The organism is Sphingomonas immobilis, assembly GCF_030580995.1.
Classification (GTDB): domain Bacteria; phylum Pseudomonadota; class Alphaproteobacteria; order Sphingomonadales; family Sphingomonadaceae; genus Sphingomonas; species Sphingomonas immobilis.
Genome location: NZ_JAUQSZ010000001.1, coordinates 94,722 through 119,898 on the forward strand (window position 1 = coordinate 94,722; position 25,177 = coordinate 119,898).

At 63.8% G+C, this 25,177-nt stretch carries 23 protein-coding genes; 9 read left to right on the forward strand and 14 right to left on the reverse strand.

Annotation, left to right across the window (positions count from 1 at the left end):
- Window positions 1-12: 12 nt before the first annotated feature.
- Window positions 13-2,325, reverse strand: coding sequence for a TonB-dependent receptor (locus Q5H94_RS00400; protein WP_304558991.1), 2,313 nt, complete (start codon window positions 2,323-2,325; stop codon window positions 13-15).
- A 206-nt stretch (window positions 2,326-2,531) separates the two neighbouring features.
- On the opposite strand from Q5H94_RS00400, the gene Q5H94_RS00405 reads away from it, so the two are divergent.
- Together Q5H94_RS00405 and Q5H94_RS00410 are read left to right on the forward strand one after the other, a co-directional pair.
- Complete coding sequence (locus Q5H94_RS00405) at window positions 2,532-3,317, forward strand: FadR/GntR family transcriptional regulator (RefSeq protein ID WP_304558993.1); 786 nt, start codon at window positions 2,532-2,534, stop codon at window positions 3,315-3,317.
- Between the two features lie 407 nt (window positions 3,318-3,724).
- Window positions 3,725-5,326 carry a GMC family oxidoreductase gene (locus tag Q5H94_RS00410; RefSeq protein ID WP_304558994.1) on the forward strand — a complete coding sequence of 534 codons (1,602 nt, stop codon included), beginning with the start codon at window positions 3,725-3,727 and terminating at the stop codon, window positions 5,324-5,326.
- An 81-nt stretch (window positions 5,327-5,407) separates the two neighbouring features.
- Here Q5H94_RS00410 and Q5H94_RS00415 read toward each other — a convergent pair whose 3' ends face one another.
- On the reverse strand, window positions 5,408-6,550 hold the full coding sequence (locus tag Q5H94_RS00415; protein WP_304558996.1) for a sulfotransferase family protein: 1,143 nt from the start codon (window positions 6,548-6,550) through the stop codon (window positions 5,408-5,410).
- Window positions 6,551-6,578: 28 nt separating this feature from the next.
- A complete protein-coding gene (locus tag Q5H94_RS00420; protein WP_304558998.1) occupies window positions 6,579-7,649 on the reverse strand; it encodes a DUF7064 domain-containing protein in 1,071 nt (356 codons plus the stop codon).
- A 110-nt stretch (window positions 7,650-7,759) separates the two neighbouring features.
- Between Q5H94_RS00420 and Q5H94_RS00425 the strand changes: the two genes are divergently transcribed.
- The 4 genes from Q5H94_RS00425 (at window position 7,760) to maiA (ending at window position 11,836) form a co-directional block, all read left to right on the forward strand.
- On the forward strand, window positions 7,760-8,413 hold the full coding sequence (locus Q5H94_RS00425) for a TetR/AcrR family transcriptional regulator (RefSeq protein WP_304558999.1): 654 nt from the start codon (window positions 7,760-7,762) through the stop codon (window positions 8,411-8,413).
- A 158-nt stretch (window positions 8,414-8,571) separates the two neighbouring features.
- Window positions 8,572-9,897: a homogentisate 1,2-dioxygenase gene (hmgA, locus tag Q5H94_RS00430; RefSeq protein WP_304559000.1), complete on the forward strand. Its 1,326-nt coding sequence runs from the start codon at window positions 8,572-8,574 to the stop codon at window positions 9,895-9,897.
- Window positions 9,894-11,192 carry a fumarylacetoacetase gene (fahA, locus tag Q5H94_RS00435; RefSeq protein ID WP_304559001.1) on the forward strand — a complete coding sequence of 433 codons (1,299 nt, stop codon included), beginning with the start codon at window positions 9,894-9,896 and terminating at the stop codon, window positions 11,190-11,192. Before hmgA ends, fahA begins: the two co-directional genes overlap by 4 nt.
- Window positions 11,189-11,836 (forward strand): maleylacetoacetate isomerase, encoded by a 648-nt coding sequence (gene maiA / locus Q5H94_RS00440; RefSeq protein WP_304559002.1) that lies wholly within the window; start codon window positions 11,189-11,191, stop codon window positions 11,834-11,836. The genes fahA and maiA overlap by 4 nt, the downstream gene beginning before the upstream one ends.
- A 34-nt stretch (window positions 11,837-11,870) precedes the next feature.
- Here the strand turns inward: maiA and Q5H94_RS00445 are convergent, their stop codons facing one another.
- From Q5H94_RS00445 to Q5H94_RS00495, 11 genes are all read right to left on the reverse strand, one after another.
- Window positions 11,871-12,713, reverse strand: coding sequence for a phytanoyl-CoA dioxygenase family protein (locus Q5H94_RS00445; protein ID WP_304559003.1), 843 nt, complete (start codon window positions 12,711-12,713; stop codon window positions 11,871-11,873).
- 60 nt (window positions 12,714-12,773) lie between these two features.
- A complete protein-coding gene (locus Q5H94_RS00450; protein ID WP_304559006.1) occupies window positions 12,774-13,712 on the reverse strand; it encodes a LysR family transcriptional regulator in 939 nt (312 codons plus the stop codon).
- A 91-nt stretch (window positions 13,713-13,803) separates the two neighbouring features.
- Complete coding sequence (locus Q5H94_RS00455; protein WP_304559008.1) at window positions 13,804-14,643, reverse strand: enoyl-CoA hydratase/isomerase family protein; 840 nt, start codon at window positions 14,641-14,643, stop codon at window positions 13,804-13,806.
- Between the two features lie 15 nt (window positions 14,644-14,658).
- Window positions 14,659-15,426, reverse strand: a complete 768-nt coding sequence (locus Q5H94_RS00460) for an SDR family NAD(P)-dependent oxidoreductase (protein WP_304559010.1) — start codon at window positions 15,424-15,426, stop codon at window positions 14,659-14,661.
- Between the two features lie 8 nt (window positions 15,427-15,434).
- Window positions 15,435-16,322 (reverse strand): fumarylacetoacetate hydrolase family protein, encoded by an 888-nt coding sequence (locus tag Q5H94_RS00465; protein ID WP_304559012.1) that lies wholly within the window; start codon window positions 16,320-16,322, stop codon window positions 15,435-15,437.
- Window positions 16,319-17,299: a 3-hydroxyacyl-CoA dehydrogenase family protein gene (locus Q5H94_RS00470; RefSeq protein WP_304559014.1), complete on the reverse strand. Its 981-nt coding sequence runs from the start codon at window positions 17,297-17,299 to the stop codon at window positions 16,319-16,321. Before Q5H94_RS00470 ends, Q5H94_RS00465 begins: the two co-directional genes overlap by 4 nt.
- Entirely contained in the window at window positions 17,299-17,631 is a 333-nt protein-coding gene (locus tag Q5H94_RS00475) for a cupin domain-containing protein (RefSeq protein ID WP_304559016.1), read from the reverse strand. Before Q5H94_RS00475 ends, Q5H94_RS00470 begins: the two co-directional genes overlap by 1 nt.
- Before the next feature lie 79 nt (window positions 17,632-17,710).
- Window positions 17,711-18,112, reverse strand: coding sequence for a MarR family winged helix-turn-helix transcriptional regulator (locus tag Q5H94_RS00480; protein WP_304559735.1), 402 nt, complete (start codon window positions 18,110-18,112; stop codon window positions 17,711-17,713).
- Between the two features lie 127 nt (window positions 18,113-18,239).
- The gene (locus tag Q5H94_RS00485; RefSeq protein ID WP_304559018.1) at window positions 18,240-18,986 is read right to left on the reverse strand and encodes an IclR family transcriptional regulator; all 747 of its coding nucleotides are present in this window, start codon (window positions 18,984-18,986) and stop codon (window positions 18,240-18,242) included.
- 73 nt (window positions 18,987-19,059) lie between these two features.
- On the reverse strand, window positions 19,060-20,553 hold the full coding sequence (locus tag Q5H94_RS00490; protein WP_304559020.1) for an aldehyde dehydrogenase family protein: 1,494 nt from the start codon (window positions 20,551-20,553) through the stop codon (window positions 19,060-19,062).
- Window positions 20,553-22,262 carry a thiamine pyrophosphate-dependent enzyme gene (locus tag Q5H94_RS00495; RefSeq protein ID WP_304559022.1) on the reverse strand — a complete coding sequence of 570 codons (1,710 nt, stop codon included), beginning with the start codon at window positions 22,260-22,262 and terminating at the stop codon, window positions 20,553-20,555. Before Q5H94_RS00495 ends, Q5H94_RS00490 begins: the two co-directional genes overlap by 1 nt.
- 126 nt (window positions 22,263-22,388) lie before the next feature.
- Here Q5H94_RS00495 and Q5H94_RS00500 point away from each other — a divergent pair, with 126 nt between their 5' ends.
- Genes Q5H94_RS00500 through Q5H94_RS00510 form a run of 3 tightly spaced genes read left to right on the forward strand, consistent with a single transcriptional unit; the run spans window position 22,389 to window position 25,170 of the window.
- A complete protein-coding gene (locus Q5H94_RS00500) occupies window positions 22,389-23,153 on the forward strand; it encodes an SDR family NAD(P)-dependent oxidoreductase (protein WP_304559024.1) in 765 nt (254 codons plus the stop codon).
- A complete protein-coding gene (locus Q5H94_RS00505) occupies window positions 23,150-23,587 on the forward strand; it encodes a GlcG/HbpS family heme-binding protein (RefSeq protein ID WP_304559027.1) in 438 nt (145 codons plus the stop codon). Before Q5H94_RS00500 ends, Q5H94_RS00505 begins: the two co-directional genes overlap by 4 nt.
- The gene (locus Q5H94_RS00510) at window positions 23,584-25,170 is read left to right on the forward strand and encodes a GMC family oxidoreductase (RefSeq protein ID WP_304559029.1); all 1,587 of its coding nucleotides are present in this window, start codon (window positions 23,584-23,586) and stop codon (window positions 25,168-25,170) included. The genes Q5H94_RS00505 and Q5H94_RS00510 overlap by 4 nt, the downstream gene beginning before the upstream one ends.
- The last annotated feature ends 7 nt before the right edge of the window (window positions 25,171-25,177 follow it).

Below are 25,177 nucleotides of genomic sequence, written 5' to 3' on the forward strand. Positions count from 1 at the left end.
AAACGCTCCTGATCAGAATTCGTAGCGGGCATTGACGCCGAAAGTGCGCGGCGCACCAAGCAGCCGCACCACGTCGCCGATGCTGGTGTAGCTATCGATCCCGGCGGTGTAATAGCGTTCCTTGGTCAGGTTCTTGACGAAGACCGACAGCTTGAGCGGGCGCCCGCCGACCTCGTCGAGATCGAGCCGCATGTTGATCGTGCCGAACCCGGGCAGGATCGCCCGCGGGATCACCGTCTGCGTGACCGGATCGAAATTCGTGGTATCGTCGGACACGGTCTTGGTCTGGTATGCGCCGTCGAGCTGGATGTGCGTGCGCGCGAAGCTCTCCGGCACCGGCAGTTTCACGCGGACCGCGCCGCTGATCGAATGTTCGGGCGAGCCGGCGAACAGCGAGTTGGTATAATCCTGCGTCGTCCCGCCATTGGCGACGATGTATTTGTCGTATTTGGCGCTGAGATACGTGTAGGCGGCGCTTATCTCGACCCAGGCGCCGAACCGGAGCGTGCCGTCGAACTCGATGCCGCGCGTCGTCGCCGACGCCGCGTTTAGGATCGAGTTCTGCGGAAACGGGAGACCCGACGGGTTGGTCGTCGTGAAGCGCAACAGGCGCTGAATGTCCTTATAATCACCCTGAAACAGCGCGATGTTGGCGCGACCGCTGACGAAGCCGGCTTTCCAGCGCGTCTTGAGCCCGACCTCCCAGTCCTGCACCGTTTGCGGGCGATAGGGCGCGAAGTCGGCCGGGCGCAGCGCCGAATTGGTGAAGCCGCCCGCCTGATAGCCAAAACGGCGCGTGACGTAGAGCAGGTTGTTAGGTGCAAATGCCCAGTCGGCGCTCGCGGTGTACGTCAGCTTGTCAAAGCCGATCGAACGCGAGGCAAAGCAGGGATTGAGCGGCACGCCGCCGACATCGGCGCTGATGAGCCGGCAGGTGCCGTTGAAAAGCCGCGAGCGCGTCGCAAAATCCCTGTGATCCGCAGTGTAGCGCAACCCGCCGGTGAACGAGACATGCGGCAGGAAGTCTGGCTTGTAGGTTGCCTGGCCGTAGGCGGCGGCCGTCTCGCTGGTGATACTGTAATCGGTCAGCGTGTTGGTTCCGCTGGTCGCGTTTAGCAGCGCAACCGACTGCTGCTCGTCACCGTCCTCGCGGAAGAAATATGCGCCGAAGACATAGTCGAGCTGCTTTTCGAAGGCACTGCCGAGCACCTGAGTCTCGTTGCTCCATTGGTGCTCGTGTGTCGTTTGCTCGCTCTGCGCGATCAGGGGGCTGGCACCGTCAAGGTCGAAGAAGATCGATGAATCGACCTTGCGGAAACCGAAGATGTTCTTGATCGTGATGCCGCCCGCTTCGATCGTGGAGATGTTGGAAACGGACAGTGTCCTGATCCGCGTACCCTGTGCCGGGACGATTGCGTTGGTCGTGTAGAAATCGGCTGTCTTGTAGAAATCGAGGTCCGGCTGTGCGGGCGCGGTCAAGCTCGCGGGGTTCAATTCGATCAGCTTGTAGGCGACGCCGCTGTCGGCCTCGTTGAAGCCGCTGACGACGAGGCGGTTTTCGAAACCGATGCCGGCAGGCGCAAAACGCAGCGAGGCGCGCCAGCTTTCGGTACGCTGATCATCGACCGCACGTCCACTCGGCGGATTGGCGAGATAGCCGCTGCGCCGCGTCCGCACCCCCGCCAAACGCAGCGAGAGCGAGCGGGTGATCGGCAGATTGATCGCACCCTCGGCGCGGAACATGTCGTAGTTGCCGAGCGTCACGTCCGCATAGCCGCCGAAGCTGTCCTTGGGTGCCTGCGACGTGATGAGAATTGCGCCGCCGGTGGTGTTGCGTCCGAACAACGTGCCCTGCGGACCTTTCAGCACCTGCACGCTCGCCAAATCGAAGAAGGCATCGTTGAGGCCTTGCGAACGGGCCTGCACAACTTCGTCCGAATAGACGGAGACGGCGGGATCATAGGCGATGTTGGCGAGCCCCTGCCGCTGCCCGCGGATCGCCAGCGTCAGTGCCGAATTGCCGAATGGCGAGGCTTGCGCGGTCAAGCCGGGCACGACCTGCGTGAGATCGGACACGCGCAGGATCTGTCGCTCCTGAAGCGTCGTGCTGTCGAACGCCTGGATGCTGAGCGGCACCGTCTGGATCGATTCCGCGCGACGACGCGCGGTAACGACGATATCTGGCGCCGGTGACTGGTCGCCAGCCGTCGAGCCCTCTGGCGCTGGGTCTTCGGGGGGTGTCGCTGCCAACGCCGCCGCCGGGTGCATCATCGCTGCCAGCAGAATAGGTGCGGCAACCCCTACGGCCCGCCATTGTACAGCCATAACCTCTCCTCCTCATCCCTTGGCCGCACGAATGTATTCCGCGCGTCCCAATCCGATTCTTCGATCGGCTTGTCCGGTTGAGCTAATACATATAAATCTATAGAACAAGCATTATAAACAATATAGAATGTTTCCGTTGCCGCGAGAGTCCTCCTATCGACAGAGGGGACCGCATCGCGATGCGAGAGAGGAACACGCAAGGCTCGATGACGACGAACGATCCCGAGGCGATGCCCTCCGCCTTCGCTGCCGGGGCAAGCAAAGCCGAGCGCCTGGCCGACGCGCTGCGTGGCGACATCGCCACCGGCCGCCTGCCCCGCGGAAGCAGTCTGCCATCCGAAGTGGAGATCATGGCGCAACATTCCGTTTCGCGGCCGAGTTACCGCGAGGCGATCCGCTTGCTCGAGGCGGAAGGACTGGTCGAAGTCAAACGCGGGGTCGGCGGCGGGGCGCGCGTCCTCACGCCTTCAATGGATCCGATCACCAGCCATTTCGGGGTCTATCTGCAGACGCGGAGCATCTCGATGGTGCAGCTTTTCGAGGCAAGGCTGACGTACGAACCGTCGATCGCGGCGGGCATTGCCGCGCGCCGCGATCACGATGCGCTCGAACACCTCGCGCGATGCGCCGCATCGCAGGAGTTCAGCATCGGCAATCGCCCCAAATTCAACGAGCAGGAGCGGATTTTTCGTCGCGCGTTGATAGAACATGCCGACAATCTCGTGATCCGCGCAATCGGGCTGATGGTAGATGACGTGTTCAACCGGCATATGGAGAACATCTCGCGATGGCTGCCGACGCCGGAATATGAACGCGCGCACCTGGAGGACGGGGTGCGCGCCAAGCATCTGCTCGTGCGGCTGATGGCGGACGGCGAGGTGCTGCGTGCGGAGCGAGCGTGGCGCGTATATATTCGCGTGTATCTGCGGCGGCTCATCAACGTCGTGGGCCGCGACTATGCGATCGAGGCTTATCCGCGGGACGGCGGCTAGGCGTGCTGCAACATTGCGACAGTCGCCAACAACTGTCGCAAATCACGATGTCTTGGGGTTTACGGTAGCGGTCGCCATTGGACCTCGTTCACAAACACGCTTCGTCTCAACATCCTGTCGCGCGAAGAATGCAGTGTCATGTGGCATCTCGCCGAGCATCCGCGAGATCAGCAGCGGCTTCGGAGGAAATCGCCACCAGATTCGAGGTGCTGCCGAGGAATTTCTGCGGGAATGGCTGCATCGTATGCCGCCCTTTCGGATGACATCAATTCGGCATATCGAGACTCGCGGTGGCAACATCATGGCGCTGGAGGCACTCCACCTGGAGTGGTGACATCGCGCCATGCGGTTGCCACGCAGGGCCGAAACCAACACTATTCCGTGGCCCGCCCACGCGAGGAGCCGAAGTGATCGACACCGCAGACTATATTATCGTTGGGGCAGGGTCAGCCGGCTGCGTCCTCGCCGCGGAATTGTCCAGCGATCCCAGCAACAACGTACTGCTGGTCGAAAGCGGCCCAGCGGACAGGCATTTCCTGATCGACATGCCGCGTGGCGTCGGCAAGCTGATGGCGCCTGGCAACCCGCACATCTGGTCGTACGACGTCACAAAAGCCGGCAATCGCGGGACCGAGAAGTGGGTCAAAGGCCGTGCGATCGGCGGATCGAGCAGCGTCAACGGCATGATCTACGCGCGCGGTTTTGCTTCGGACTATGATCGCTGGGCCGAGCTAGGTTGCACCGGCTGGGGCTGGGCGGACATGGTGCCGCACTTCAAGGCCATGGAAGACCACGAGCTCGGGGAGACACCCGAGCGCGGCGTTGGCGGGCCGCTGCGGATCAGCACACATCCGCGCAAGGTCGCGGGCGACGAATTGTGCGAGGCGGTGATCGACGCGGCCGCGGAGGCCGGCACGCCGCGCGTCGCCGACACCAACGCCAGTCCGCAGGGCGGGATCGGCTATCAGGCCCGGACGATCTGGAAGGGCAAGCGCCAGAGCGCAGCAAAGGCATTCCTGCGTCCTGCGCTGGCGCGCAAGAACCTGACGGTGATTTCCGATACGGACGTGCTGCGTATCCTCTTCGACGGGCAGCGCGCCTCTGGCGTCGAAGTCCGCGATGCGAGCGGGGTTCGCAGGATCGATGCCCGTCGCGAGATCATCGTGTCGGCGGGCGCGATCCAGTCGCCGAAGCTGCTTCAGCTTTCCGGGATCGGCCCGGCCCGGCTGCTGCAGGATCTCGGCATCGCGGTGGTCCACGATCAGCCGCAGGTCGGGCGCAACCTGCGCGAGCATTTTTATCTGCAGACCAAATACCGGGTGAAGCGCGGCAGCCTGAACCACGAATTCGCCGGGCCACGCCTGTTGTGGAACGTGTTGCGGTACGTGATCGCCAGCAGCGGTCCGATGACCCACGCCGCGCAGGAGCTGATCGGCTACGTCAAGACGGAGCCTGCACTCTCGCGGCCGGACTGCCAGATCGGCGTGGGGCTATATTCGATGGGACTGGGCCCCAAGGGTCTGGAACTGGACAAGGAACCCGGCCTCACGATCGGCGGCTATCCGATGCATCCCGTCTCGCTGGGCGAGATGCACATCGTCTCGGCCGATCCCGATGCCGCGCCGTATATCCTCGCCAATTATCTGACCGACCCGGAGGATCAGGCAACGGCGGTGCGGCTGGTGCGCTACATTCGCAAGATCGCCTCTCAGCCGGCCCTCGCGGAGTTGATGATCGAGGAAATGATGCCGGGCCGCGCGGTCCAAACCGACGACGAGATCCTCGCCGATTACCTTGCGCGGGGCGGCACTGCATATCACGTCGCCGGCACCTGCCGCATGGGATCCGATGCGGCATCCGTCGTTGATCCTCTGGCGCGGGTGCGGGGCGTCTCCGGCCTGCGCGTCGTCGATACCTCTATCTTCCCCGAGCTGCCCTCGGGCAACACCAACGCCCCGGCGATGGCGGCCGGCCGCAACGTCGCGATGATGATACGGAAAGACCGCTGAACTGCATGGCTTGCTGACGAATGAGGACGTGAATCCCGCCGAGGGGTTCTGTGCTTCGGCGATATATGTTGGGTGTCTTTCCTAGAAATATTCGGCAAAGCGTTCCCGGTAGGGTCCGAAAGCCGCATCGACTTCGTCTTCCGTCAGTCCGAAATCCGCAAGCGTGAAGCGAATGCTGGACTTGTGTTGCGCCGGGTTCGAGAGCCAGGCGCGCGCCGCCTGCTCGGCCTCGGCGGTGAAGGGCAGGCCGAAATGATCGTAGACCTTTTGCATCGCGGCCAACGGATCGCGGAACAGTTCGCGATGCGAGAGATCCAGAATACGTGCGTTGAGGACGGGATCGGCACGGTCTGCCAGGCAGCGCTGCATGCCGGTGCCCCATTGCGCGGCTTGCTCGCGTCCCGTCGCGGCACGCCTCGGATCATCCGGTCCATAGCCCCGGATCAGCGAAACGATGCCCGCATTCGACGCCAGTTGCTCGACGGGGTCACGATGCGTTTGCACCAACATGGCGTTGGGATATTCCGCCACCAGCCCGGCCGTTGCGAAACAGTGAAATGGAGATTTAAGAACCCACCGGCCCGCCGGCCCGCCCGTCTGTAGATGCTGCAATATCGATTTATGAAAGTGATAAGGCCTCTCTGGCCGCGTGAAGCGTAACCACTCGACATATTCGGGAAGCAGCGTTCCAACAGCGAGATTGGGACTCCAGAAATCCAGGCCGAGGAAGCTATTGCATTCGTCCGGCAAACGGGCGCCGAAGATGTGCATTCCGGATGCCACGATCGGGCTCGTCGGAGCCTCCGCGCGGAACCGTGCTTCCAGCGCCTCGATCCGTGGATCGTCCGCCCACGTCGCTCTCTCCGCGAGAGGAAACAGGTTTGCCGTTTCCCACTGGAGCGGGGCCCTGGCTGCGGGATCCTGCGCCAGAAGATCCACCAGCGCCGTCGTTCCGGTTCGCGGCAAGCCCATCACGACGAGTGGCCCGTCGATCTCCTGAAAGGCGATTTCCGGATGGCGATTGCGGTGGTCAACCAGCTTCAACCGGGTTTCGAGATTGCGCTGCCAGGCCGCCAGCATGGCGTCGCTCTGCGTCGCGGGCACGCCGGAAGATGCAAGCGAGCGCAACAGCACGCGCAGCCCGACACGAAAACCATCATCGCCAAAATCGGACAGACCGGTCGCCTTGATGGCGCGGTCCAGCAGAGCCTTCTCGCTCGTCATCTTATCCTCCCCCTTCGGATTGGCTTTTTCAGCCCTTGATCTTGTCGGCGGGGTAAGATCGCTCGATCATGCCGTAGGTGGTTTCTCCGTCCCAGGTGTAACGGGCTCCCCCCTGATGAAACGGCAGCGGAACGCCGTGCGGGGGTTCGCCTTGCGGCTGGAGCCAGTTTCCGAACATCGGATTGCCCAAGGCGATAAATGTGGAATCGTGGGTCTTGCCATCGATCCGTATCGTCTCGCCGTCGTCGGTCTGAAGTACGATGCCGACATCGCCGCCGTGGGGCGTGAACGACTCCATCCACGGAATCTGCAGCACCTTCACATAGATCTTCTCCTGGCCGTCGAAGACGAAGCCTTCGCTATAGGCAGGCGTGCCATCGGCTCGTTCCGGGAAGGATTGAATGCCGAAAGCCTTCCCGCTTGGGAACACCGCCGACATCCAGCAATGGCCGGGGAACGCGCCGATATCGCGCACGCCCGTCCGCCGAATTTTCAGCCCGGTCCCTTCGAACCGCTGTTCGGTTTCGCCTTCGATGCTGAAGGTGCCCGTGCAGCGAAACAGTTGCTCGTGACGGTGGCCGCCAACCGCGCCCATCGCCAGCTCCGTCGACTTGTCGCCGCTGCGCGCAGCCAGTTCGCCCGGCGACCAGGCCGGGACCGCGGCGATGGCATCCACATATATACGCACGTTTCTGGACGGACCGCCCGTGTGTGCGTTGATGGAGCGCGCGACCGTGCTTTCGTAGGCCGGCCCGTCGAAGACCATCCGCCAGTGTTTCAGCGGCTCGACCAGTTCGAAGCTCAGCGGCCCTGCGTTGAGCTCGACAATCCTGCCATTCGCCGATTTGGCCTCCCGGGCCGGATATCCGTTGGAGCCGATCAGAACGCGCCCGTCCGGGAAGGCGATATTGGCCTCGATGCCGCGATCCTCCCAGGTCTTTGCGACGACCTCGATGCACATTCGCGGAAAGCCGAACCGGCCCGCGTTGTCCGACACCCAGAAGGAAACACTTTCCCGCATCTCGGGATTTTCCGGGCGGCTCTGCAAGGGCCAGTCGAATTCCGGGTCATAGCCGCCGGTCAGGTCGAGCTGCGTCATCGTTCCGCTTCCTCTCCATCGTCCGAAAACCTTGTGCGTCAGGCTCCCATTCTTTTCTGTGGGACTCTGATCTCTATAGCCTTGTAGACTCTTTTGAACCGATCGGTCCAGTGCTTGCGCAGGGTGATGCGCGGGCAGAGGCGCTAAGATTTGCAGGAAAGGAAGATCGACGAATGACCGGAACAAACGATCGGGCGTCGGCTCGCGATCGCATCATCAAGGCCGCGACCGAATTGTTCTGGCATCACGGATATCACGCCGTCTCGACCGATGCGATTTGCAAGGCCGCCAAGGTCAGCAAGAGCAGTCTGTATCACGCTTTCCCGTCGAAAGAGGCGATCGCGGCGGAAACGCTTGAACGGGTGTGGGCCGCCAACTGGTCGGACATAAGCCAGATATATTCCGGCGATGGCGACGTGGAGTCCATGTTCAAGGCGCATCTCGATTGGTTCGTGACGTCGCAGCGGCTGTTGCTGGAGGAATATGGCGGCGTTCTCGGAACGTTCAACATGGCGTTGGGGGTCGCTGTTCCCGACGGTATCCGAGAGACGATGCGGGCGCATCAACTGGAACATGCGGCCCGGATAAGGGCATCGGTCCAGGCGGTTCTGGCAAAACGGAACATGGCCGACGATGCGGATTGGCTTGCAGATCTCGTCGATCATGTCTTGGCCGGCGCGCTCATCCGCGCGCGTCTCGCCAATGTTCTTGCTCCGCTGGAAGCCGTGCCGGGCGCGATCCTGCGACTGCTGAAAATCACCTGAGCAACCCAAACTCATCTGCCTGGTGACGCCATCGCGACGACGAAAGCAGACGCGTTCCAAATCCGCGACACCGGAAATCATCTCCAGACCTAGCGTCGAAAGTGAGACCGTATCACCTGAGATGATCTCCTTCGACCGGGAAGGTCGATGAGACACCGATGGAGCCCGAAATGATCGTCCCACCCCGTGACCAGTGCTCCTACCTGACGGGTTTGCTGAACCACCTCTCGTCCGAAGCGGTGCCCGGTTCCTTGCCGGTCGGGCGAAATAACCCGCAGCGCGTTCCTTTCGGCCTCTATGCGGAGCAACTTTCCGGCACTGCATTCACCGCGCCCAGAGCCGAGAACCGACGGAGCTGGCTCTACCGCCTGCGCCCCACCGCCAGCCACGCGCGCTTCAAGCCGTATCCGCGCGCAACGCTGATGCGCTCCGGCCCATTCGAGGAGGTGCCGCCTTCGCCGAATCGCATGCGGTGGAATCCACTGCCCATACCCGTCGAGCCGACTGATTTTGTCGATGGCATCACCACCTATTGCGGCAACGGCGATGCCGGGACGGGCAGCGGCATCGGCGTCCATCTTTACGCGCTTAACCGCCCGATGCACGACCGTGCCTTCCAGAACGCAGACGGCGAACTGTTGCTTGTTCCCCAGCAGGGCAGCCTTCGTCTCACCACCGAATTTGGGTTGATGGACGTCTCGCCGCTTCAAATCGCGCTGATTCCGCGTGGCGTGCGCTTTCGCGTTGATCCGGCTGATGGCACGGCGCGCGGCTATTTCTGCGAGAATTATGGCGCCCCATTCCGATTGCCGGATCTCGGCCCGATCGGGTCTAACGGACTGGCCAGTGCGCGAGATTTCGAAACACCGGTGGCGTGGTTTGTCGATCGGGATACCGGCTGCGAAGTCATCCAGAAATTCCAGGGCGGATTATGGAGTACGCAACTCGATCATTCGCCGTTCGATGTCGTCGCGTGGCATGGCAACCTTGCGCCGTGCCGTTACGATCTGCGCCGGTTCAACACGATCAACACGGTGAGCTTCGATCACCCTGACCCCTCGATCTTCACGGTTCTGACCTCGCCCAGCGATACCCCCGGCACCGCAAATTGCGATTTCGTGATCTTTCCGCCGCGCTGGATGGTGGCGGAAGATACATTCCGTCCGCCCTGGTTTCACCGGAACGTGATGAGCGAATTCATGGGGCTGATCAGCGGCGTCTACGACGCCAAGGCCGGCGGCTTCGCGCCGGGCGGCGCTTCGCTGCATAACCAGATGTCGGGCCACGGCCCCGATCGCGCGAGCTACGAGGCAGCGGTCGCGGTCGATCTCAAGCCCCACAAGATCGAGGATACCATGGCCTTCATGTTCGAGAGCCGCCATGTCTTGCGCTCCACGCGCTGGGCTGGCGATACGCCCCTGCTGCAGCACGACTATGACGATTGCTGGAACGACTTCATCAAGGCCCAGGTGCCGAGCCTGTGACGTTTTTAATCGACGAGACGCACGATGCCGCGCTTCGGAGCTGGATCGAGAGTGCCAACGGTCATTTGGATTTCCCTATCCAGAACCTTCCGCTTGGTATCTTTTCGTCGCCGGACGGTCGCCCGCGGCCAGGCGTCGCGATCGGCGACTTCATCCTCGATCTTCAGAAGATCGCCAACCTGCTTCCCGCTGTGGCTGCGCGAACGCTGGACGGCTCCACCCTCAACGCCTTGTTTGCTCTGCCCGCGACGGAACGGCGCGCCTTGCGCCACGTCCTCTCACGCCTGTTGTCCAGGACGGAGTACAGCGCCACAATAGAACCGGCGCTGCTTGCGACGGTGGACTGCGTGATGCATCCGCCCGCAGCAATCGGCGACTATACAGATTTCTATGTCGGCATTCATCACGCGACCAATATCGGCAAGCAGTTCCGCCCCGATAATCCGCTCCTGCCGAATTATAAGCATATCCCGATCGGCTATCACGGCCGGGCCTCTTCGATACGCGTGTCGGGCATCGACGTCGTGCGGCCCAAAGGCCAGAGAAAATCCGCCGACGAGGAAAGCCCAAGCTACGGCCCCAGCCGGCGTCTCGACTATGAATTGGAGCTGGGGGTCTGGATCGGGCGCGGCAATCTGTTGGGAGAACCAATCTCGATTGCCGAGGCACCCGAGCATATAGTTGGGCTCTGCCTTCTCAATGACTGGTCGGCGCGTGACCTCCAGGCTTGGGAATATCAGCCGCTCGGGCCCTTCCTCGCCAAGAATTTCCATACGACCGTATCGCCATGGGTGATCACCGCGGAAGCGCTTGCTCCCTATCGCATTGCGCAGCCGCGGCGCGCGCCGGGCGATCCCGATCCGCTGCCCTATCTGCTGGATTCGGAGGACCAAGCTCGAGGCGCGTTGGCAATTGACCTGGAAGTATCGCTCACAACGGCGCACATGCGTGCATCGGGCCTGGACCCCCACCGGCTGAGCACCGGCTCGGCGAGCAATATGTATTGGACGATCGCCCAGATGGTGACTCATCACAGCTCAAACGGTTGCGATCTGCAGCCCGGTGATCTGCTTGGCACCGGCACGATCTCCGCCCCCGATCCAGGAGGTTATGGAAGCCTGATGGAACTCTCGAGGGGAGGCGCGATGCCGATCGCATTGCCGGGCGACGAGACGCGAACGTTTCTCGAGGACGGGGACGAGATTATATTGACGGCCCGCGCGATGGCTCCGGGCCGGGTTGCACTAGGCTTCGGCCATGCCAAAGCGCGGATATTGCCTTCGAGGGCGTCATGAAACTGCACGGCTATTGGCGATCAACCGCTGCCTATCGCACCAGGATTGCGCTGAACCTCAAGGGCATCGCCTTCGAGCAGGTCTCGGTCGATCTTCGCAAGGGCGAACAGGCCGCAACGCCGTATCGCAGGCTCAATGCTCAGGGCCTTGTGCCGACGCTCGAAGCTGGCGGCGAAGCGCTGTTTCAATCGCCGGCCATCATAGAATGGCTGGAGGAGCGCTACCCAACGCCGCCACTCTTGCCCACCGACGCAGCGGGCAGGGCGATCGTTCGCGGCATGGCGGCGATCATCGGATGCGACATCCATCCGCTCAACAACCTTCGCGTGCTGAACGAGCTGCGCGATGAGCTTCATGCGTCGAAAGCGCAAATCGACAGATGGATATGCCGTTGGGTAACCGAAGGTTTCGAAGCGATCGAAGCGCTCGTCGGCCGCCACGGCCGGGGTTTTGCTTTCGGGGAGACGCCGACCATCGCCGACGTCTACCTCGTACCCCAGATGTATTCTGCCAGACGCTTCGATGTGCCGGTAGAAGCCTTTCCCAACATTCTTGCAGCGGTGGCAAGAGCTTCAGCGCTGGATTCATTCGCGCGCGCCGATCCTTCGATCCAGCCGGATGCCGATACTCCTCCAAAGCGATAACGGCGCACCGTCCTGCTTGAGAATGCCGCTGGATCTAGACCTCGAGCGCGACCTCATGAATGCCGTGTCGATCCAACGGATCGCCCTTTTCAAGCACCGAAGCCTTGGGGTTTCCTTTGCTCGAATGGAATTCGGGATCCCACCACGTTTCCTCGCCGACATAACGCGGGGCATAAGCGCGCCGGCTCAATTCGAGGCGCGTGTTCTCACCAGCGCCATGAACGGTGAGGCCCTGATGAATGAGCACGTCGCCCGGTTCGAGCTCCCAGTGCAGGATTTCATAGTCGTCACGATCGGCGTCGAAATCGGGAATCGTTTCAAACCGGGTATCCGATGATTCGGTGCCGTTGAAGAACTTCGGGCGGAACCAGCGATTCCAGCGATGGGAGCCCGCGACATATTCGAGGCCGCCATTCTCCCGCGTCACGGCGTCGAGAGCCAGCCAGGTCGAGCACACCTGTTCACCGCGGACGGGCCAGTAAGGCTGATCATGGTGCCACGGCGTCTTCGTCAGCGCGCCCGGCTCCTTGTCGAACAGGGAATCGCCGAAGACGATGACCTTGCGCGATTGCATGAGGTCGCGCGCGACCAACGGAAGTTTCGAGTTGACGAGGATGTCGTGAAGGACCGGGTGTTCGTCGGCGACACGGATCATGTGATGAAATTGCGGGCCGGCGTGACGCGGCTGGCCCTGTGCCTCCAGCGCCGCGAGTCGGGCCTCGATAACCTCCGCCGATGCCGCGCGCGCCCGTTCGACCGTATGCAGGTCAACGACGCCCCGGATGCAGATCGCCCCTTTCGCGCGAAAGAAGTCGAGATCCGCCTGGCTGACAAGGCCGGAGAGGAAGGTGTCGTTCTCGATCGTGGCGGTCGCCATAGGGAGCATCCTTATGATTTTCGGCGCTCGATGTGCAGCGCAGAGCCTGATTTTTCCAATCTATTGCACCGATGTGCCGATCGATTCCGGCAATGCGGGCATGATGCGCGCGCGCGCGGCGACCTGCTCTCGCAGCCAGAGCATCGCCGGATCGCTCTCTCTATAGGCTTGCCATTGCATCGCGATCCTCAGGGGGCCCACCGCGAAGGGAAGATCGAAAACCGCGACCGGCAGCGACGGTGCGATCTGCATCGCGAACCGTCTTGAGGTCACCGCGAGCAGATCGGTTCCGATGATGACCTGCGGCAGTATGGCGTGGGCAGACGTCCGCACGGTCAAATTCCGCCGTACGGAATGACGCCGGAGCATCTCGTCGACCGCACTGACTCCTTCCGCACCGGTCACGACGCCGACGTGATACAAGTGTTCGAACGTGCCGGCATCGAGGCCGGCTGCCACGTGCGTATTTCCGGTCCAGGCGATGCACGCGAACGCGTCCTCGAAGAGATATTCGCTGGGCCGGTCCGGATCGAGGAAAGCCTCTGAAGTAAGCACCAGATCGGCGTTTTCGGCGAAAATGTCTTTGGCGGGTCGCGGTGCGGTTGACTGAACCGACACCGACACGCCGGGTGCCTTGGCCGCGATGTCGCCAAGCACGTCCTTGAGGAAAATCAGCTCTATCCAGTCCGCGGCGCGCAGATCGAATATTGCGGCGCTTGAGGCCGGGTCGAATTCCGACGAGAGTTTGGACGTATCCTCGGCAATGACGAGGATGTTCCGAATGATCGGTCGCAGCCGCTCGCCGAGGGGCGTGAGACGCGGCCCCGCGGCCGAAAACAGGATCAGCGGATCGTTGTAGTGCTGCCGCAGCTGTTTCAGCGCGCCCGACAGAGCGGACTGGGTCAGCGACAGGCGCTGAGCGGCCTCGGTGAGCGTCGGAGCACCGGCGAGCGCATCGAACGCAACGAGCAGGTTCAGATTGAGGCCGCGAAGATGCACCTTAGGCTCGCACGGTGCCGACCGCGCCTGCGCGCGGCCCGCCACTAAACGCACGCTCGGCGCCGTGGGGCATCAATCCGTTTCCCCCGCGTCAGCCTTCATCCGCCTTCTTCCATTTGATGGCGTTGAAATCATGATTGGAGGCCGAAAGGTTGAACGAATACATCTCGGCCATGACGTGGAGACGGAAGTCGCGTTCGACGAGCGCCTTCCACGGCCTGACGCAGAGCTTGTGCGTCAACCGGCGGCACGAGCGGTTCTTGCTCATGACGTAGTGGGCAAGCTCCCAGGCGCGGTCGAGCAGCTTGTCCTTCTCGACGATCTCGTTCGCCATGCCGAGCTTGATGAGTTCTTCGGCCGGCAGTTCCGTTCCGGTCATCATAACGTAGTTGCCGCGCTTGGGGCCGAGCAGATGCTGTAGCGAAAGGCCCATGCCGTCGCCCGGAACATGGCCGTTCGCCATCGCATAGTGATTGTCCTTCAGGACGAAATCGGGCGAAATCAGCGTGATGTCGCTCATCACGGCCGTTTCCCAATGCGTGCCGCGGCCGTTGACCGCCGCGATCGTGGGGATCTCGATGTCGTTCAGGAAATTCTCCACGACCTTGAGCGTGTCGTAGATCTGCACATTGTAGCGTTGGTCGGCGTCGGCGGAGTCTTCAACTTCCTTGAAACTCTCCGTGTCCCACTGCGCGATCCAGTAGGGATTGGTGGAGGTGATGATGAGGCACTCGTTTTCCTTGTCGTGGCCGATCGCGGTCCACACCTCCGCGAGGGCGTGGTGGAACTGGTAGGACCAATGTACCGGGCCGCCGTTCGTGTGCATCTTCAGCTCGAGAATCCCGTTCTCGCGACGGAAGGTGAAAAATTCCGCGAAGCGTTTCGCATATTCCTCGAGCGTCTCGACGTGGGCGTAGGTGTTGATAGCCATTGAATCGTCCCTTGTTTAATTCGCGCTGAAACCGCCGTCGACGCGCAGAACCTCGCCGGTCACGTACGCGCCGGCCTTGGCGCTGAGGAAAATCACCGCGCCGGCGAAATCTTCGGGTTCGGCCAGACGCCCGAGCGGGATGCGTTCGAGCGCCTTCTCGCGGCGCGGCGCCCCCGCCTCGCTGAACATCCAGGCGGTCAGCTCCGAGCGGAAGATCGTGGGCGCGATCGCGTTCGCGGTGATGCCGTGCTTGCCCCATTCCGCCGCGAACGAGCGCGTGAGCATGTCGACGGCCGCCTTCGATGCTCCATAAGCGGTCGTCCCCGCCGGGCTGGCGAAAGCCGCGCGAACCGACGACACGAACAGGATCCGGCCGCCCCGGCCCTGGGCGATCATGACGCGGCCCGCGGCTCTGGCGATCAGCCAGGATTGCCGGACGTTGGCATCCTGAACGCGGTCGAACTGTTCGACCGTCAGATCCAGCGCCGGTGCCACGACGGACGTGCCGCTGGCCGCCACGAGGATATCGAGACCGCGCGCCTCCGCCGCCGCGGCGACGAGAGCGCCCGCGGATGCTTCGTCCGCCGGGCGGCCAATCGCAATGGAGGCGCGGTCGCCCAGTTCATCGCCGATCACGCGGAGTGCGGCTTCGTTCGCGCCGCTCAGCGTGACGTGCGCGCCTGCCGCGGCCAGGGCACGCGCCGCGGCAGCGCCGAAGGCTCCCGAGGCACCCGTGACGAGCGCGGACTTGCCGGAAAGGTCGAAAAGCGCGCGCGTATCCATCATGGCGCTCATGCTCGCGTCACCGTGTTGCGGAGCACGCCGAGCCCTTCGACGGCGAGTTCGATCACGTCGCCCGGCTTGAGCCATCGGTCGAGTTCGGCGCCGCATCCCTTTTCGCAGGTTCCAGAGCCGATGAAGTCGCCGGGGTGGAGCGTTTCCGACTGGGAAATGAAGGAAATGATCTGCGCGAAGCTCCAGCGCATGTCGGAGCTGCGTCCGCGCGACCAGACCTCGCCGTTGATGCGCGCTTCGAGTGCCAGGTCGGACGGGTCGATCTCGTCGCGGGTCACGAGCCAGGGCCCCATGACGTTGCCGGTGTCGAAATCCTTGCCCTTGGCGGGCCCCAGGTTGCCGCCGGTTTCGTACGTGATCGTCTCACGCGCCGACATATCGTTGAAGATGACGTAGCCGGCCACGTGATCGAGCGCCTTCTCGATCGGGATATCCGATCCGCGCGTGCCGATGATAACCCCGAATTCGAGCTCATAATCGAGCTTTTCGGAGAAGTTCGGCCACCGGATATCGTCATCTGGACCGATCACCGTCGCCGGATTGCCTTTGTAATAGATCGGGCGTTCGAACCAGACATCCGGCACCGGACGCCCGGTACGCTCCTTGAAGAAGCGCATGTGTCCTTCGAAGCTGATCGTGTCGCGGATCGATTGCGGGCGCGGCAACGGTGCATGCAGTCTGATCTCCGCGAGCGGACGGGGGGCAGCCGCCGCTACCGCCGCGCGCGCCATGTCCATGAAGGCGTCGCCGCCTTCGAGGAACGCCAGCATGGTCGCGGGCAGGCGATGTCCCGATGCCTCGGGCAGATCGACGATGCCATCGCCGACCATGACACCGATCGACGGGATACCCCCCTTTGTCGAAGAATAGGTCACGAGCTTCATGGATTTCTGGCACCCCGAAACAGTTTCATCTGCTGGATGAGGCCGCGATCGCGCGCCTCCGTGATCGATGCGGCCTGGTCGGGCGTATAATCGTACCAGCCGCGGCCGGTCTTGATGCCGAGATCGCCCCGCGCCACGCGGTCGAGCAGTTGCTGGAATGGCCCGGCGCGGTTGGAAAGAGTCGGCAGCAGAGCCGACTGGACGCGCGCGCCCGTATCGAGCCCGGTGAAGTCCGATCCCTCCATCGGACCAACCCATGCCATGCGGAACCCGATCGACGCCTTGACGCCCGCATCCAGATCGCGCGGACTGACGACGCCTTCGTCGAGGAGATAGCCGATCTCGCGCATCAAGGCGGCGGTCAGACGGTTGATGACCAGGCCCGGAACGGACTTCTCGATCACGAGCGGCACCTTGCCGATGCGATCGAGCAATGCGCGGACCTTCGCGACCGTGGCGGCGCTGGTTTCCGCACAGCGATGCAATTCGACTGCGGGTATGAGATGGGCCGGATTGAAATAGTGGACGCCGAGCATCCGCTCCCTGCTGAGCAGACCGTCCGTGATCGCGTCCATCGTCATCGAACTGGTGTTCGACGCGATCAGAACGTCGCCCGGCAGCGTAGCGAGGCTCGCGAAAATGCGGCGCTTCAGATCGGGCAGCTCCGGCACCGTCTCGATGACCAGCGCGCAGCCTGCCAGCGCCAGCTCCGGCGCATCGGTTTCTACCGGGTCGATATTTCGCGCGACGGCCGCGGGCTCCCGTTCGTCCAACCCGCAGGACCGCGCCAGCGCGACGTTGCGGGCGATGGCCCCGGTGCAGCGGCGCAATTGCGCGCCCGAGGTGTCGCAGAGCGTCACCGCGATGCCTGCTTCGGCAAAGCCCTGGGCGATGCCTTCGCCCATCGTTCCGGCCCCGATGACACCAACGCGGCGCACCGCATTCGACCAGTCCGACGGGGTTTCCTCCGCGCGCATCAGGACGGCGACACGACCAGCATGCGCGCGTGCGCGCCGCCGCGGTTCTCGACGATGCGCTCCTCATCGGCCTCGATAAGGCAGGAATCGAGCGGCCCCAGCTCTATGGTCTCGTTCGCGGTCACGACCGTGATCGCGCCTTCGACGACGATATAGACCTTGGCGGTCGGGCTCGAACCCTTTTCCGCGCCGCCACCCGGCGCAAAGTCCGAAAGGCCGACCCAGAATTCCTTCAGCGGCGTGACGTCGCGGCCATGCAGGCGGAAAGCCTCTACGCCGTGATGCGCGACCGCCTGATATGCTGGAGCCGATCCAGCGCGCGTTACATGCATGATTGTGCCTCCGCCTCCTCCGGTAGAAGGGGCGCGCACGCCGTTCCATCAATCGGCGGTGGTTCCGCTATGGCGGAAGCTAGTCGTCGTCGTCGGCCGCGCCGTCTTCGGGGGACAAAGCCGCAGTGAGCTTCGTGAGGGCGCCATCAAGGCCCTGCCATTCCTGCTCCGTAAGGATTTCGCGCAGATAGCGTTGAAAGTCCCGGGCTTCGGGCAGGATCTCCGCCACCATTCCCTGGCCGCGCGGCGTCAACTGCATCAGATGACCTCGCGCATCGTCCGGCCGCGTGACCCTCGCGATGAGGCCGCGATCCTCGAGCTTGATCGCGGCGCGGCTCACACGCAGCCGGTCGAGGCTGGTCCGCTCGATCACCTGCTGCGTGGTCATGACGCCCCCTTCATGAAGGATGTGCATGACTCTCCATTCCGGGCGCCGCAATCCGTGCCGCTGACGATATCGTCGCGCCAGCGTTCGGCTCATATATTCGGCAACTGTCGACAGACGGTACGGCACGTAATCCGCCAGCCGGATGCCATCGTCCGTATTATTGGGGGGTATTGCCCGCTTCGCCAATCGTCACCTCAAACGGACAAGACAAAGGGATCGATCAGGCGGCAAGCAGCCATTCCCGCTCCTGCGCCAGCGCATCCTTGATACGGCTCAAATCACCGTGAACCCGCTGGGACGGGCCGCCGATGCTCAAGATCACCCGCCTGCGTGCCTCCGAAACCGGAACGGCGACCGCGACCATGGTCGCGCTGCTGTGCTGCGACGATTCGATGACTGCGACGTCTCGCCCGCGCACAGCCTCGACACGGCAGAGCAGGCGATTGAGCGGAAGATTCGTCCGGTCCACCAGCCCACGCGCAATGGAGAGGCGGTAGAGGCGTTCGATCCGGGCCTCGTCCTTGTCCGACAGCCAGACCACGCCCATCGCCGACGTCACCAGCGGGTAGACCCGGTCTTCGGAAAACCGGATGTCGACAACCTTCGTCGGCGGGATGAACGCGATATTCTGCATGAACAGCTCGTTGGCCGTGGCGACCGCGATCATCTCGCCGGTAAGCATGCCGAGGCGCTGCGCGCATTCCTGCAACCGGCCATGCATGAGCATCGCATCGGGCACCCACGACCCCAGATGAGTCACTTTGGGGGTCGGCATATAGGTTCGCGTCACCGTGTCGAAACACAGATACCCCTCGCGGCACAGGCACTTCAGCAGTTCTTCGGCGCTCGACGTGGGGATTTCCAGCGCGGCGACCAGATCCTTGAGCGTCAGGGGCTCTTGCCGGATCTGAAAGAGTTCCAGAATCGCGAACACGCGCAAAGCCGATTTGGCAGTTGATTCCTTCATCGGACACCTCCCCAGCGCCACACTTCGTTGGCCGCTGCTCCTGTACCCGATACTGTATCAAATGATAACGATTTTAGAAGCCCATTCTGATCTGCTTGATCTCGGTGAACGCTTCGACGCCGACCCGGCCGTTCTCGCGCCCGTATCCGGACTGTTTGTAGCCGCCGAACGGCATCGGACCTTCTCCGCCGCCGCCGTTCACCACCACCAGGCCCGCCTCGATCTTGCGCGAAAGACGGTGGACGGTTCCCAGGTCAGTGCTCCAGATCTTGGACGAGAGGCCGTAGCTCGTATCGTTGAGGAGTGCCGCCAGATCGTCCAGCGCGATATCCTCGGCGAAGGCCTGCGCGGCGATCACCGGCGCGAACACCTCTTCCTGCATCACCCGCATATCGAGGCTCACGTCCGCAAGGAGCGTGGGTTCGTAGAAAAAACCCTTCCCCTGGCACCGCGCGGCACCGCGGATGACGCGCGCGCCCTGCGCCACGCTGTCATCGACGATGCTCTCCGCACGCAGCCGCTGCTTTTCGGAGATCATCGGGCCCATCGCGGTCGCGGGATCATGCCCCGGCCCGAGCCTGGCATGATCCATCAGATCGCGGATACGGACGAGGAGCGGGTCAAAGACCGAAGCCTGTACGAACAGCCGGGTTCCGGCGGCGCAATATTGCCCGCTCTTGAAGAGGATTTCCCGGGTGATCGATGCCGCCGCCTTGTCGAGATCGGCATCCGCGAACACCACGATGGGCGATTTGCCGCCAAGCTCCAGAATCACGCGCTTGAGATTGGTCTTGCCCGAAGCCTGGAGGATCGCCTTGCCGACCGCCGTGGACCCTGTGAAGCTGATCATATTGACGTCGGGATGATCCGCCAGCGCCTGGCCTGCGATATGGCCATGCCCCGTCACGATATTGACGACGCCGTCGGGGAAGCCGACCTGCTTGGCGATCTCACCCAGGCGCAGCGCCGTAAGCGGCGCCAGTTCCGCGGGCTTGACCACGACGGTGCAGCCGGCGGCAAGTGCCGGCGACAGTTTCTGGACCATCATCAGGAAGGGCGCATTCCACGGCGTGATCACGCCGACGACGCCGACGGGTTCGCGTGTCCAGTAGCCGAGCCCCTGCGTGCCGCTCGTGGTCATCGGCACGCCGCCCTCCAGCTTGGTGGCCCAGCCGGCATTCTCGCGCAGAAATTGCTGCGCCATGGCGATGTCGCCGTTCCTTACCGAAGCGAGCGTGTTGCCGGTGTCGAGCGATTCCAGCAGCGCCAGCGTATCGATCTCGGCCTCGATCGCGGCGGCGAAGGCATGAAGCAGTCCGGCGCGGCGGGCGGCCGGCATGGCCGGCCAGGGTCCGGCACGAAAGGCGCGCCGTGCAGCGGCGACGGCGCGATCGACATCGGCCGCGCTCGCCGCCGCGATCGTCGTCAAGGGCTCGCCGGTGGACGGGTCATCGACCGTGATCGTCTCGTTGCCGTCCGACGTCACCCACGCGCCGTCGATGTAGAGTTCGAACGTGCGGGAAGCGAGACTGGCCTTCAGGCCGTCGACCGAGGGCGCTGCGGACATTATTTCTCCAGGGTCAGATGCAGGATGGCGGAACGGCCGTCGCGACAACTCGCCAGGCCAGCCCTGAGCGCAGGCAGCAGATCCGGAAGTTCCCGAACGGAAAGGCCGGTCATTCCGAACAGCCCGGCCAGGCCGTGATATTCGAATCCCGCGATCGCGTTGCCGAAGCCTGCACCGGTCCTGGCAAGCGCGCCGTGCGGATAGTGGAAGTTGGTCACGCCGCCGCGCATCGCCCGGTATCCGGCGTTGTCGAAAACGACGAAGAGTACGGGCGCATCGAGATCGCGCGCTGCGCCCAGCGCCTGAACCACCGGATTGTAGAGGAAACCGCCGTCACCCATCAGGCACACGACGGGTTGGCCGGGCCGGGCGAGCTTGGCCCCGATCGCCAGGCCCATTCCCTGGCCGAGCCCGCCCGGCGCACGCTGAAAGCTGAGCGCCGACCCGATCGGCAGATGATGCCGGAGCGTTCCGTAATGGGTGACCGTCTCGTCGATCCAGATGGTGTCGGGCGTCGCGATCTCCCGCAGCGCCGCCGCGATCGACAAAGCCGTCAGGTCGCCTGATCGCACCGCCTCATCGCGCTCGGTGGCGAGCCGGTCTTCCCGTTCGCGGTGGACCTTCGCCCAACGCGCGGCGCGTGCATCGCGATCGGCCGGTTTTTCGGCGGCGGCGGTCAATGCGTCGAGCGTCAGCGCGACGTCCCCCTCCAGGTGCAGATCGGCATGGAGGCGCTGATAGTTCATCGCCGGCTTGTGAAGCGCCTCGCCGATCGCGACGATCTTCGCCTTGGCCGGGCGTTTATGCGGCGGCGACCAGGGCGTGCGTGGAGATACGAGGAGCACCAGATCGGCATCCGCCAGCGCCGAATAGTCGCCGAAACCACCCTGATAGAGCGGGTGAGCGGTCGGAAAGTTCGCATATGTGGCGCTGCGGCCCATCAGCACCGGCATCGCCTGCGCTTCGGCAAGGCGGATGAGGGCGTCCCACGCCCCGATGTGCCGGCCGGAGCTTTCGACGACGAGCACCGGATTGCGGGCTTCCGCGAGCATCGCCGCGACCGCGGCGATGGCCGCGTCGCCCGGCCGCACCGGCGATGGTGGCGGCACCGTGCCGCCAGCGGCATCGAGATCATGGCTGGCGTGGAGATGTTCGACAGGCAATCCGAGGAATACCGGCCCCTGCGGTGTCGACCGCGCCAGTTCGCCCGCCCGCAGCAGCGCGCCCGTCAAGGTCGCCGCGCTCGCCACGCTGCGCGACAGTTTCACGAAGGGCGCCGCGATGCGTTCCGGGCTGCCCGAGAGATAGCCGTACCATTGCGGTTCCACCGCAATCCCGGGATCCTCGCCGAAGCTGACCGACTCGCCGGATGCCACGACCATCGGCACCTCCATCTGCACGGCGGTCATCAGTCCCAGACTGCCCTGGAGGACGCCGACCGTGGAGTGGAGCAGCACCGCGTTCAGCTGGCCCGACTGCAACGTATGTCCCATCGCGATATCGACGGCCAGCGTCTCGTGCCAGACGTCGAGAAGGCGCGGGGCGTCGCGCCCTTCTTCCGCGCGGCGCGCCAGTGCCTCCCACAAGGCGCTCCATTCGGAGCCGGGCGACGAGAGCATGAGATCGATACCAAGCCGCTCGAAAGCGCAAAGGAGGGCCTCTCCGCCATCGGCGCGGCGGCCGGTGCCGTGGTCTGTGATAGTCTCCATGAAAGCTGTCTAGGCCGTCGCGGCGAACGGCTCCACCGCGCGAACATTATTCCGTTGTCGCGGAAGTTCCGTTCACGCTTGGGCCGGGGAAGGCGCCGCGTCTAACGGTTTTGCGGGAGGCAAATGATGTCCGACTTCGCAGGCAAATGCGCAATCGTCACCGGGGCGGCCGACGGCCCCAAGGCTGCGCTGGGCGCAACCTTCGCGCGAACTCTGGCCGCGGCCGGCGCTTCCGTGCTCGTCGTTGACCGCTTGGACGTGGAGCCCACGGTCGCATCGATCAAGGAGGGCGGGGGATCGGCGGAAGGCTATCGCTGCGATCTGGCCGAACCGTCGGCCGCGATCGACGCGGCGAACGCGGCCGTCCGGCACTTCGGCCGCGTCGATATTCTGGTCAACAACGCTGCCCTCGGATCGAACATCCCACCTGTCGGCATGGGGGATATTCCCATCGAGCTTTGGGATCAGATGATGGCCGTGAACGTACGCGGCACGATGCTCGCCGTTCGGGCGGTCGCGCCCATCATGGCCAGGCAAGGCTATGGCAAGATCGTCAACCTCGGCTCTCCCATGCGGATCACGGGTGCCGCGATGCGACTCCACTATGCCGCTACCAAAGGTGCCATTCACGCCATGACCCGCAGCATGGCGCGCGAACTTGGCGGAGACGGTATCCGGGTGAACACGCTGACGCCCGGACTGCCCGGAACGGCGTTCAATCTGGAGCGCATGTCCGCCGAAATGGAGGCCGGGCTCCTCGGCGGCAGATCGATTCACGAGCATATCACCGCATCCCAGATCGCAGACGTGCTGCTGTTTCTCGCCTCGCCGCGGAGCGATGCGATCACCGGCCAGGAACTGCTCGTCGACAACGGAGGATCATTTTTATGACGCTGACGCTGAACGACGCCGACCGGATTGCCGATGGCTGTATCGCGAAGGCGCGGGAGCTTGGGCTGCAGCCGCTCACCGTCGTGATTCTCGACGCGGGGGCCCATTACCTCGTTCTCAAACGAGAGGATGGCGCCGGCTTCCTCCGGCACCAGATGGCGCATGCGAAAGCCTTCGGCGCGCTCGGCTTCGGCAAGGGAACGCGCTTCTTCGCCGAACAAAGCGCCCGAAATCCCCAGGTCGTCGCCAACATGATCGCTGCGATCGACGGGGAACTCTTTCCGTCGCCCGGCGGCGTGCTGGTGCTCGACGCGGAAGGCCGCGTGGCCGGTGCGATCGGCGTCTCGGGGGATCTCGGCGACCGGGACGAGGCGGCCGCGCTCGGGGGCATCGAAGCGGCGGGATTTGCGGCGGCGACCGGCGGTTCGGCGTGAGCGCATGGGACTATGTGATCGTCGGCGCAGGGTCGGCCGGCTGCGTCCTTGCCGCTCGTCTCAGCGAGGACGCGGACGTTCGTGTCCTGCTGCTCGAAGCCGGAGCCTGGGACCGCGATCCGATGATCCGTCTGCCATTGGGCTTCGGCATGCTCCATGGCGCACGCAAGCACGATTGGGGATATGACAGCGAGCCGGACCCGGCGCTCGAGGGGCGCGTAACGCCGGTGCAGCGCGGAAAGGTCGTTGGTGGCTCATCATCAACCAACGCCATGAATTTCGTGCGAGGTCATCATAGCGACTTCGATCGCTGGGCAGCCAGCGGCGCCGAGGGGTGGAGCTTCGCCGACGTCCTTCCCTATTTCCGAAAGCTTGAGAGCTTCGAAGATGGCGGCGATGCGTGGCGCGGCGGTTCCGGGCCTCTTCGCGTCACGCGGTCCAAATGGCGCGATCCGCTGAATGACGCTGTGTTCGAAGCCGCGGCGCGCCTCGGATACCCGTCGACGCCCGATTTCAACGGCGCCGAACAGCGGGGCTTCTCGGTCCAGCAATTGTCCCTTGCCGGAGGACGGCGGCAGAGCGCCGCGACGGCCTGGCTCTTGCCTGCCCGAAAACGGCCGAACCTCGAAATCCGCACCGGAGTGCTGGTCGAGCGGATCTGCTTCGACGGGCGCCGCGCGACCGGCGTCCGTTTCCGCCATCGCGGTGCTGAGATAACGGCCTCGGCCAACAGGGAAATCATCGTCTCGGCTGGCGCGATCGCTTCGCCCCAACTCCTGTTGCGCTCCGGCGTCGGCGACGCCGACGACCTTCGCGCCATCGGCATTTCGCCGCAGATCGATGCGCCGGAGGTTGGGCGAAACCTGCGCGATCATCCCTCCGCGGGGGTGCGCTATGTCCGTGCGAAACCGGGGCCGTTCCAGGCACTCATGAGGCTCGATCGTCTCGCGCCGGCGATGGCCCGTGCCATGTTGTTCGGGACGGGCCCGGCAGCGGCGATTCCGGGCGGCATTTCCGGTTTCATCAGCACGGCGGGGCAGGGGGTTCCCGACGTTCAGATCCTCTATTCGCCCACTTCGTTCGATGCGGCGCCCTGGTTGCCGCCGTTCCGCCATGCCTTCCGCGACACGTTCTCGATGAGGGCGGTGCTCCTGCGCCCGGAAACGACCGGCCGCATCCTGCTGCGCGACGCCGATCCCTCCAGCAAGCCGCGCATCCAGTTGAAAGCCTTTGCCCACGACTGGGAAATGGAGACGCTCGGCCGCGGCGTTTCGGCAGTTCTGGACCTTTGCGAAGCCCCGGAGCTTGCGCCCTTCCGCGGCGATCGCATCCTGCCCGCGGCTCGACCGGAGAGCCGCGAGGATATGAACGCCTTCCTGCGCCGCACCGCATTCGCGCTCGATCATCCGGCCTGCACCTGCGCGATCGGCAAGGTGGTGGACTCCTCGCTCCGGGTTATCGGTGCCGAGAATTTGCGGGTGATCGACGCGTCCGTCATGCCCGATCTCGTCGGCGGCAACATCAACGCGGCGGTGCTGATGATCGCGGAGCGCGGTGCCGACCTGATCAAGGCAGGCGGTTGACCGCAGC

Coding starts and splice junctions, on each gene's coding strand:
- maiA (WP_304559002.1), top strand. CDS start 11,189: ATGAAACTGCACGGCTATTGGCGATCAACCGCTGCCTATCGCACCAGG.
- Q5H94_RS00400 (WP_304558991.1), bottom strand. CDS start 2,325: ATGGCTGTACAATGGCGGGCCGTAGGGGTTGCCGCACCTATTCTGCTG.
- Q5H94_RS00490 (WP_304559020.1), bottom strand. CDS start 20,553: ATGTCCGCAGCGCCCTCGGTCGACGGCCTGAAGGCCAGTCTCGCTTCC.
- Q5H94_RS00465 (WP_304559012.1), bottom strand. CDS start 16,322: ATGAAGCTCGTGACCTATTCTTCGACAAAGGGGGGTATCCCGTCGATC.
- Q5H94_RS00475 (WP_304559016.1), bottom strand. CDS start 17,631: ATGCATGTAACGCGCGCTGGATCGGCTCCAGCATATCAGGCGGTCGCG.
- hmgA (WP_304559000.1), top strand. CDS start 8,572: ATGGAGCCCGAAATGATCGTCCCACCCCGTGACCAGTGCTCCTACCTG.
- Q5H94_RS00485 (WP_304559018.1), bottom strand. CDS start 18,986: ATGAAGGAATCAACTGCCAAATCGGCTTTGCGCGTGTTCGCGATTCTG.
- Q5H94_RS00420 (WP_304558998.1), bottom strand. CDS start 7,649: ATGACGCAGCTCGACCTGACCGGCGGCTATGACCCGGAATTCGACTGG.
- Q5H94_RS00500 (WP_304559024.1), top strand. CDS start 22,389: ATGTCCGACTTCGCAGGCAAATGCGCAATCGTCACCGGGGCGGCCGAC.
- Q5H94_RS00470 (WP_304559014.1), bottom strand. CDS start 17,299: ATGCGCGCGGAGGAAACCCCGTCGGACTGGTCGAATGCGGTGCGCCGC.
- Q5H94_RS00415 (WP_304558996.1), bottom strand. CDS start 6,550: ATGACGAGCGAGAAGGCTCTGCTGGACCGCGCCATCAAGGCGACCGGT.
- Q5H94_RS00455 (WP_304559008.1), bottom strand. CDS start 14,643: ATGGCTATCAACACCTACGCCCACGTCGAGACGCTCGAGGAATATGCG.
- Q5H94_RS00405 (WP_304558993.1), top strand. CDS start 2,532: ATGACGACGAACGATCCCGAGGCGATGCCCTCCGCCTTCGCTGCCGGG.
- Q5H94_RS00445 (WP_304559003.1), bottom strand. CDS start 12,713: ATGGCGACCGCCACGATCGAGAACGACACCTTCCTCTCCGGCCTTGTC.
- Q5H94_RS00495 (WP_304559022.1), bottom strand. CDS start 22,262: ATGGAGACTATCACAGACCACGGCACCGGCCGCCGCGCCGATGGCGGA.
- Q5H94_RS00505 (WP_304559027.1), top strand. CDS start 23,150: ATGACGCTGACGCTGAACGACGCCGACCGGATTGCCGATGGCTGTATC.
- Q5H94_RS00480 (WP_304559735.1), bottom strand. CDS start 18,112: ATGAGCCGAACGCTGGCGCGACGATATCGTCAGCGGCACGGATTGCGG.
- Q5H94_RS00460 (WP_304559010.1), bottom strand. CDS start 15,426: ATGGATACGCGCGCGCTTTTCGACCTTTCCGGCAAGTCCGCGCTCGTC.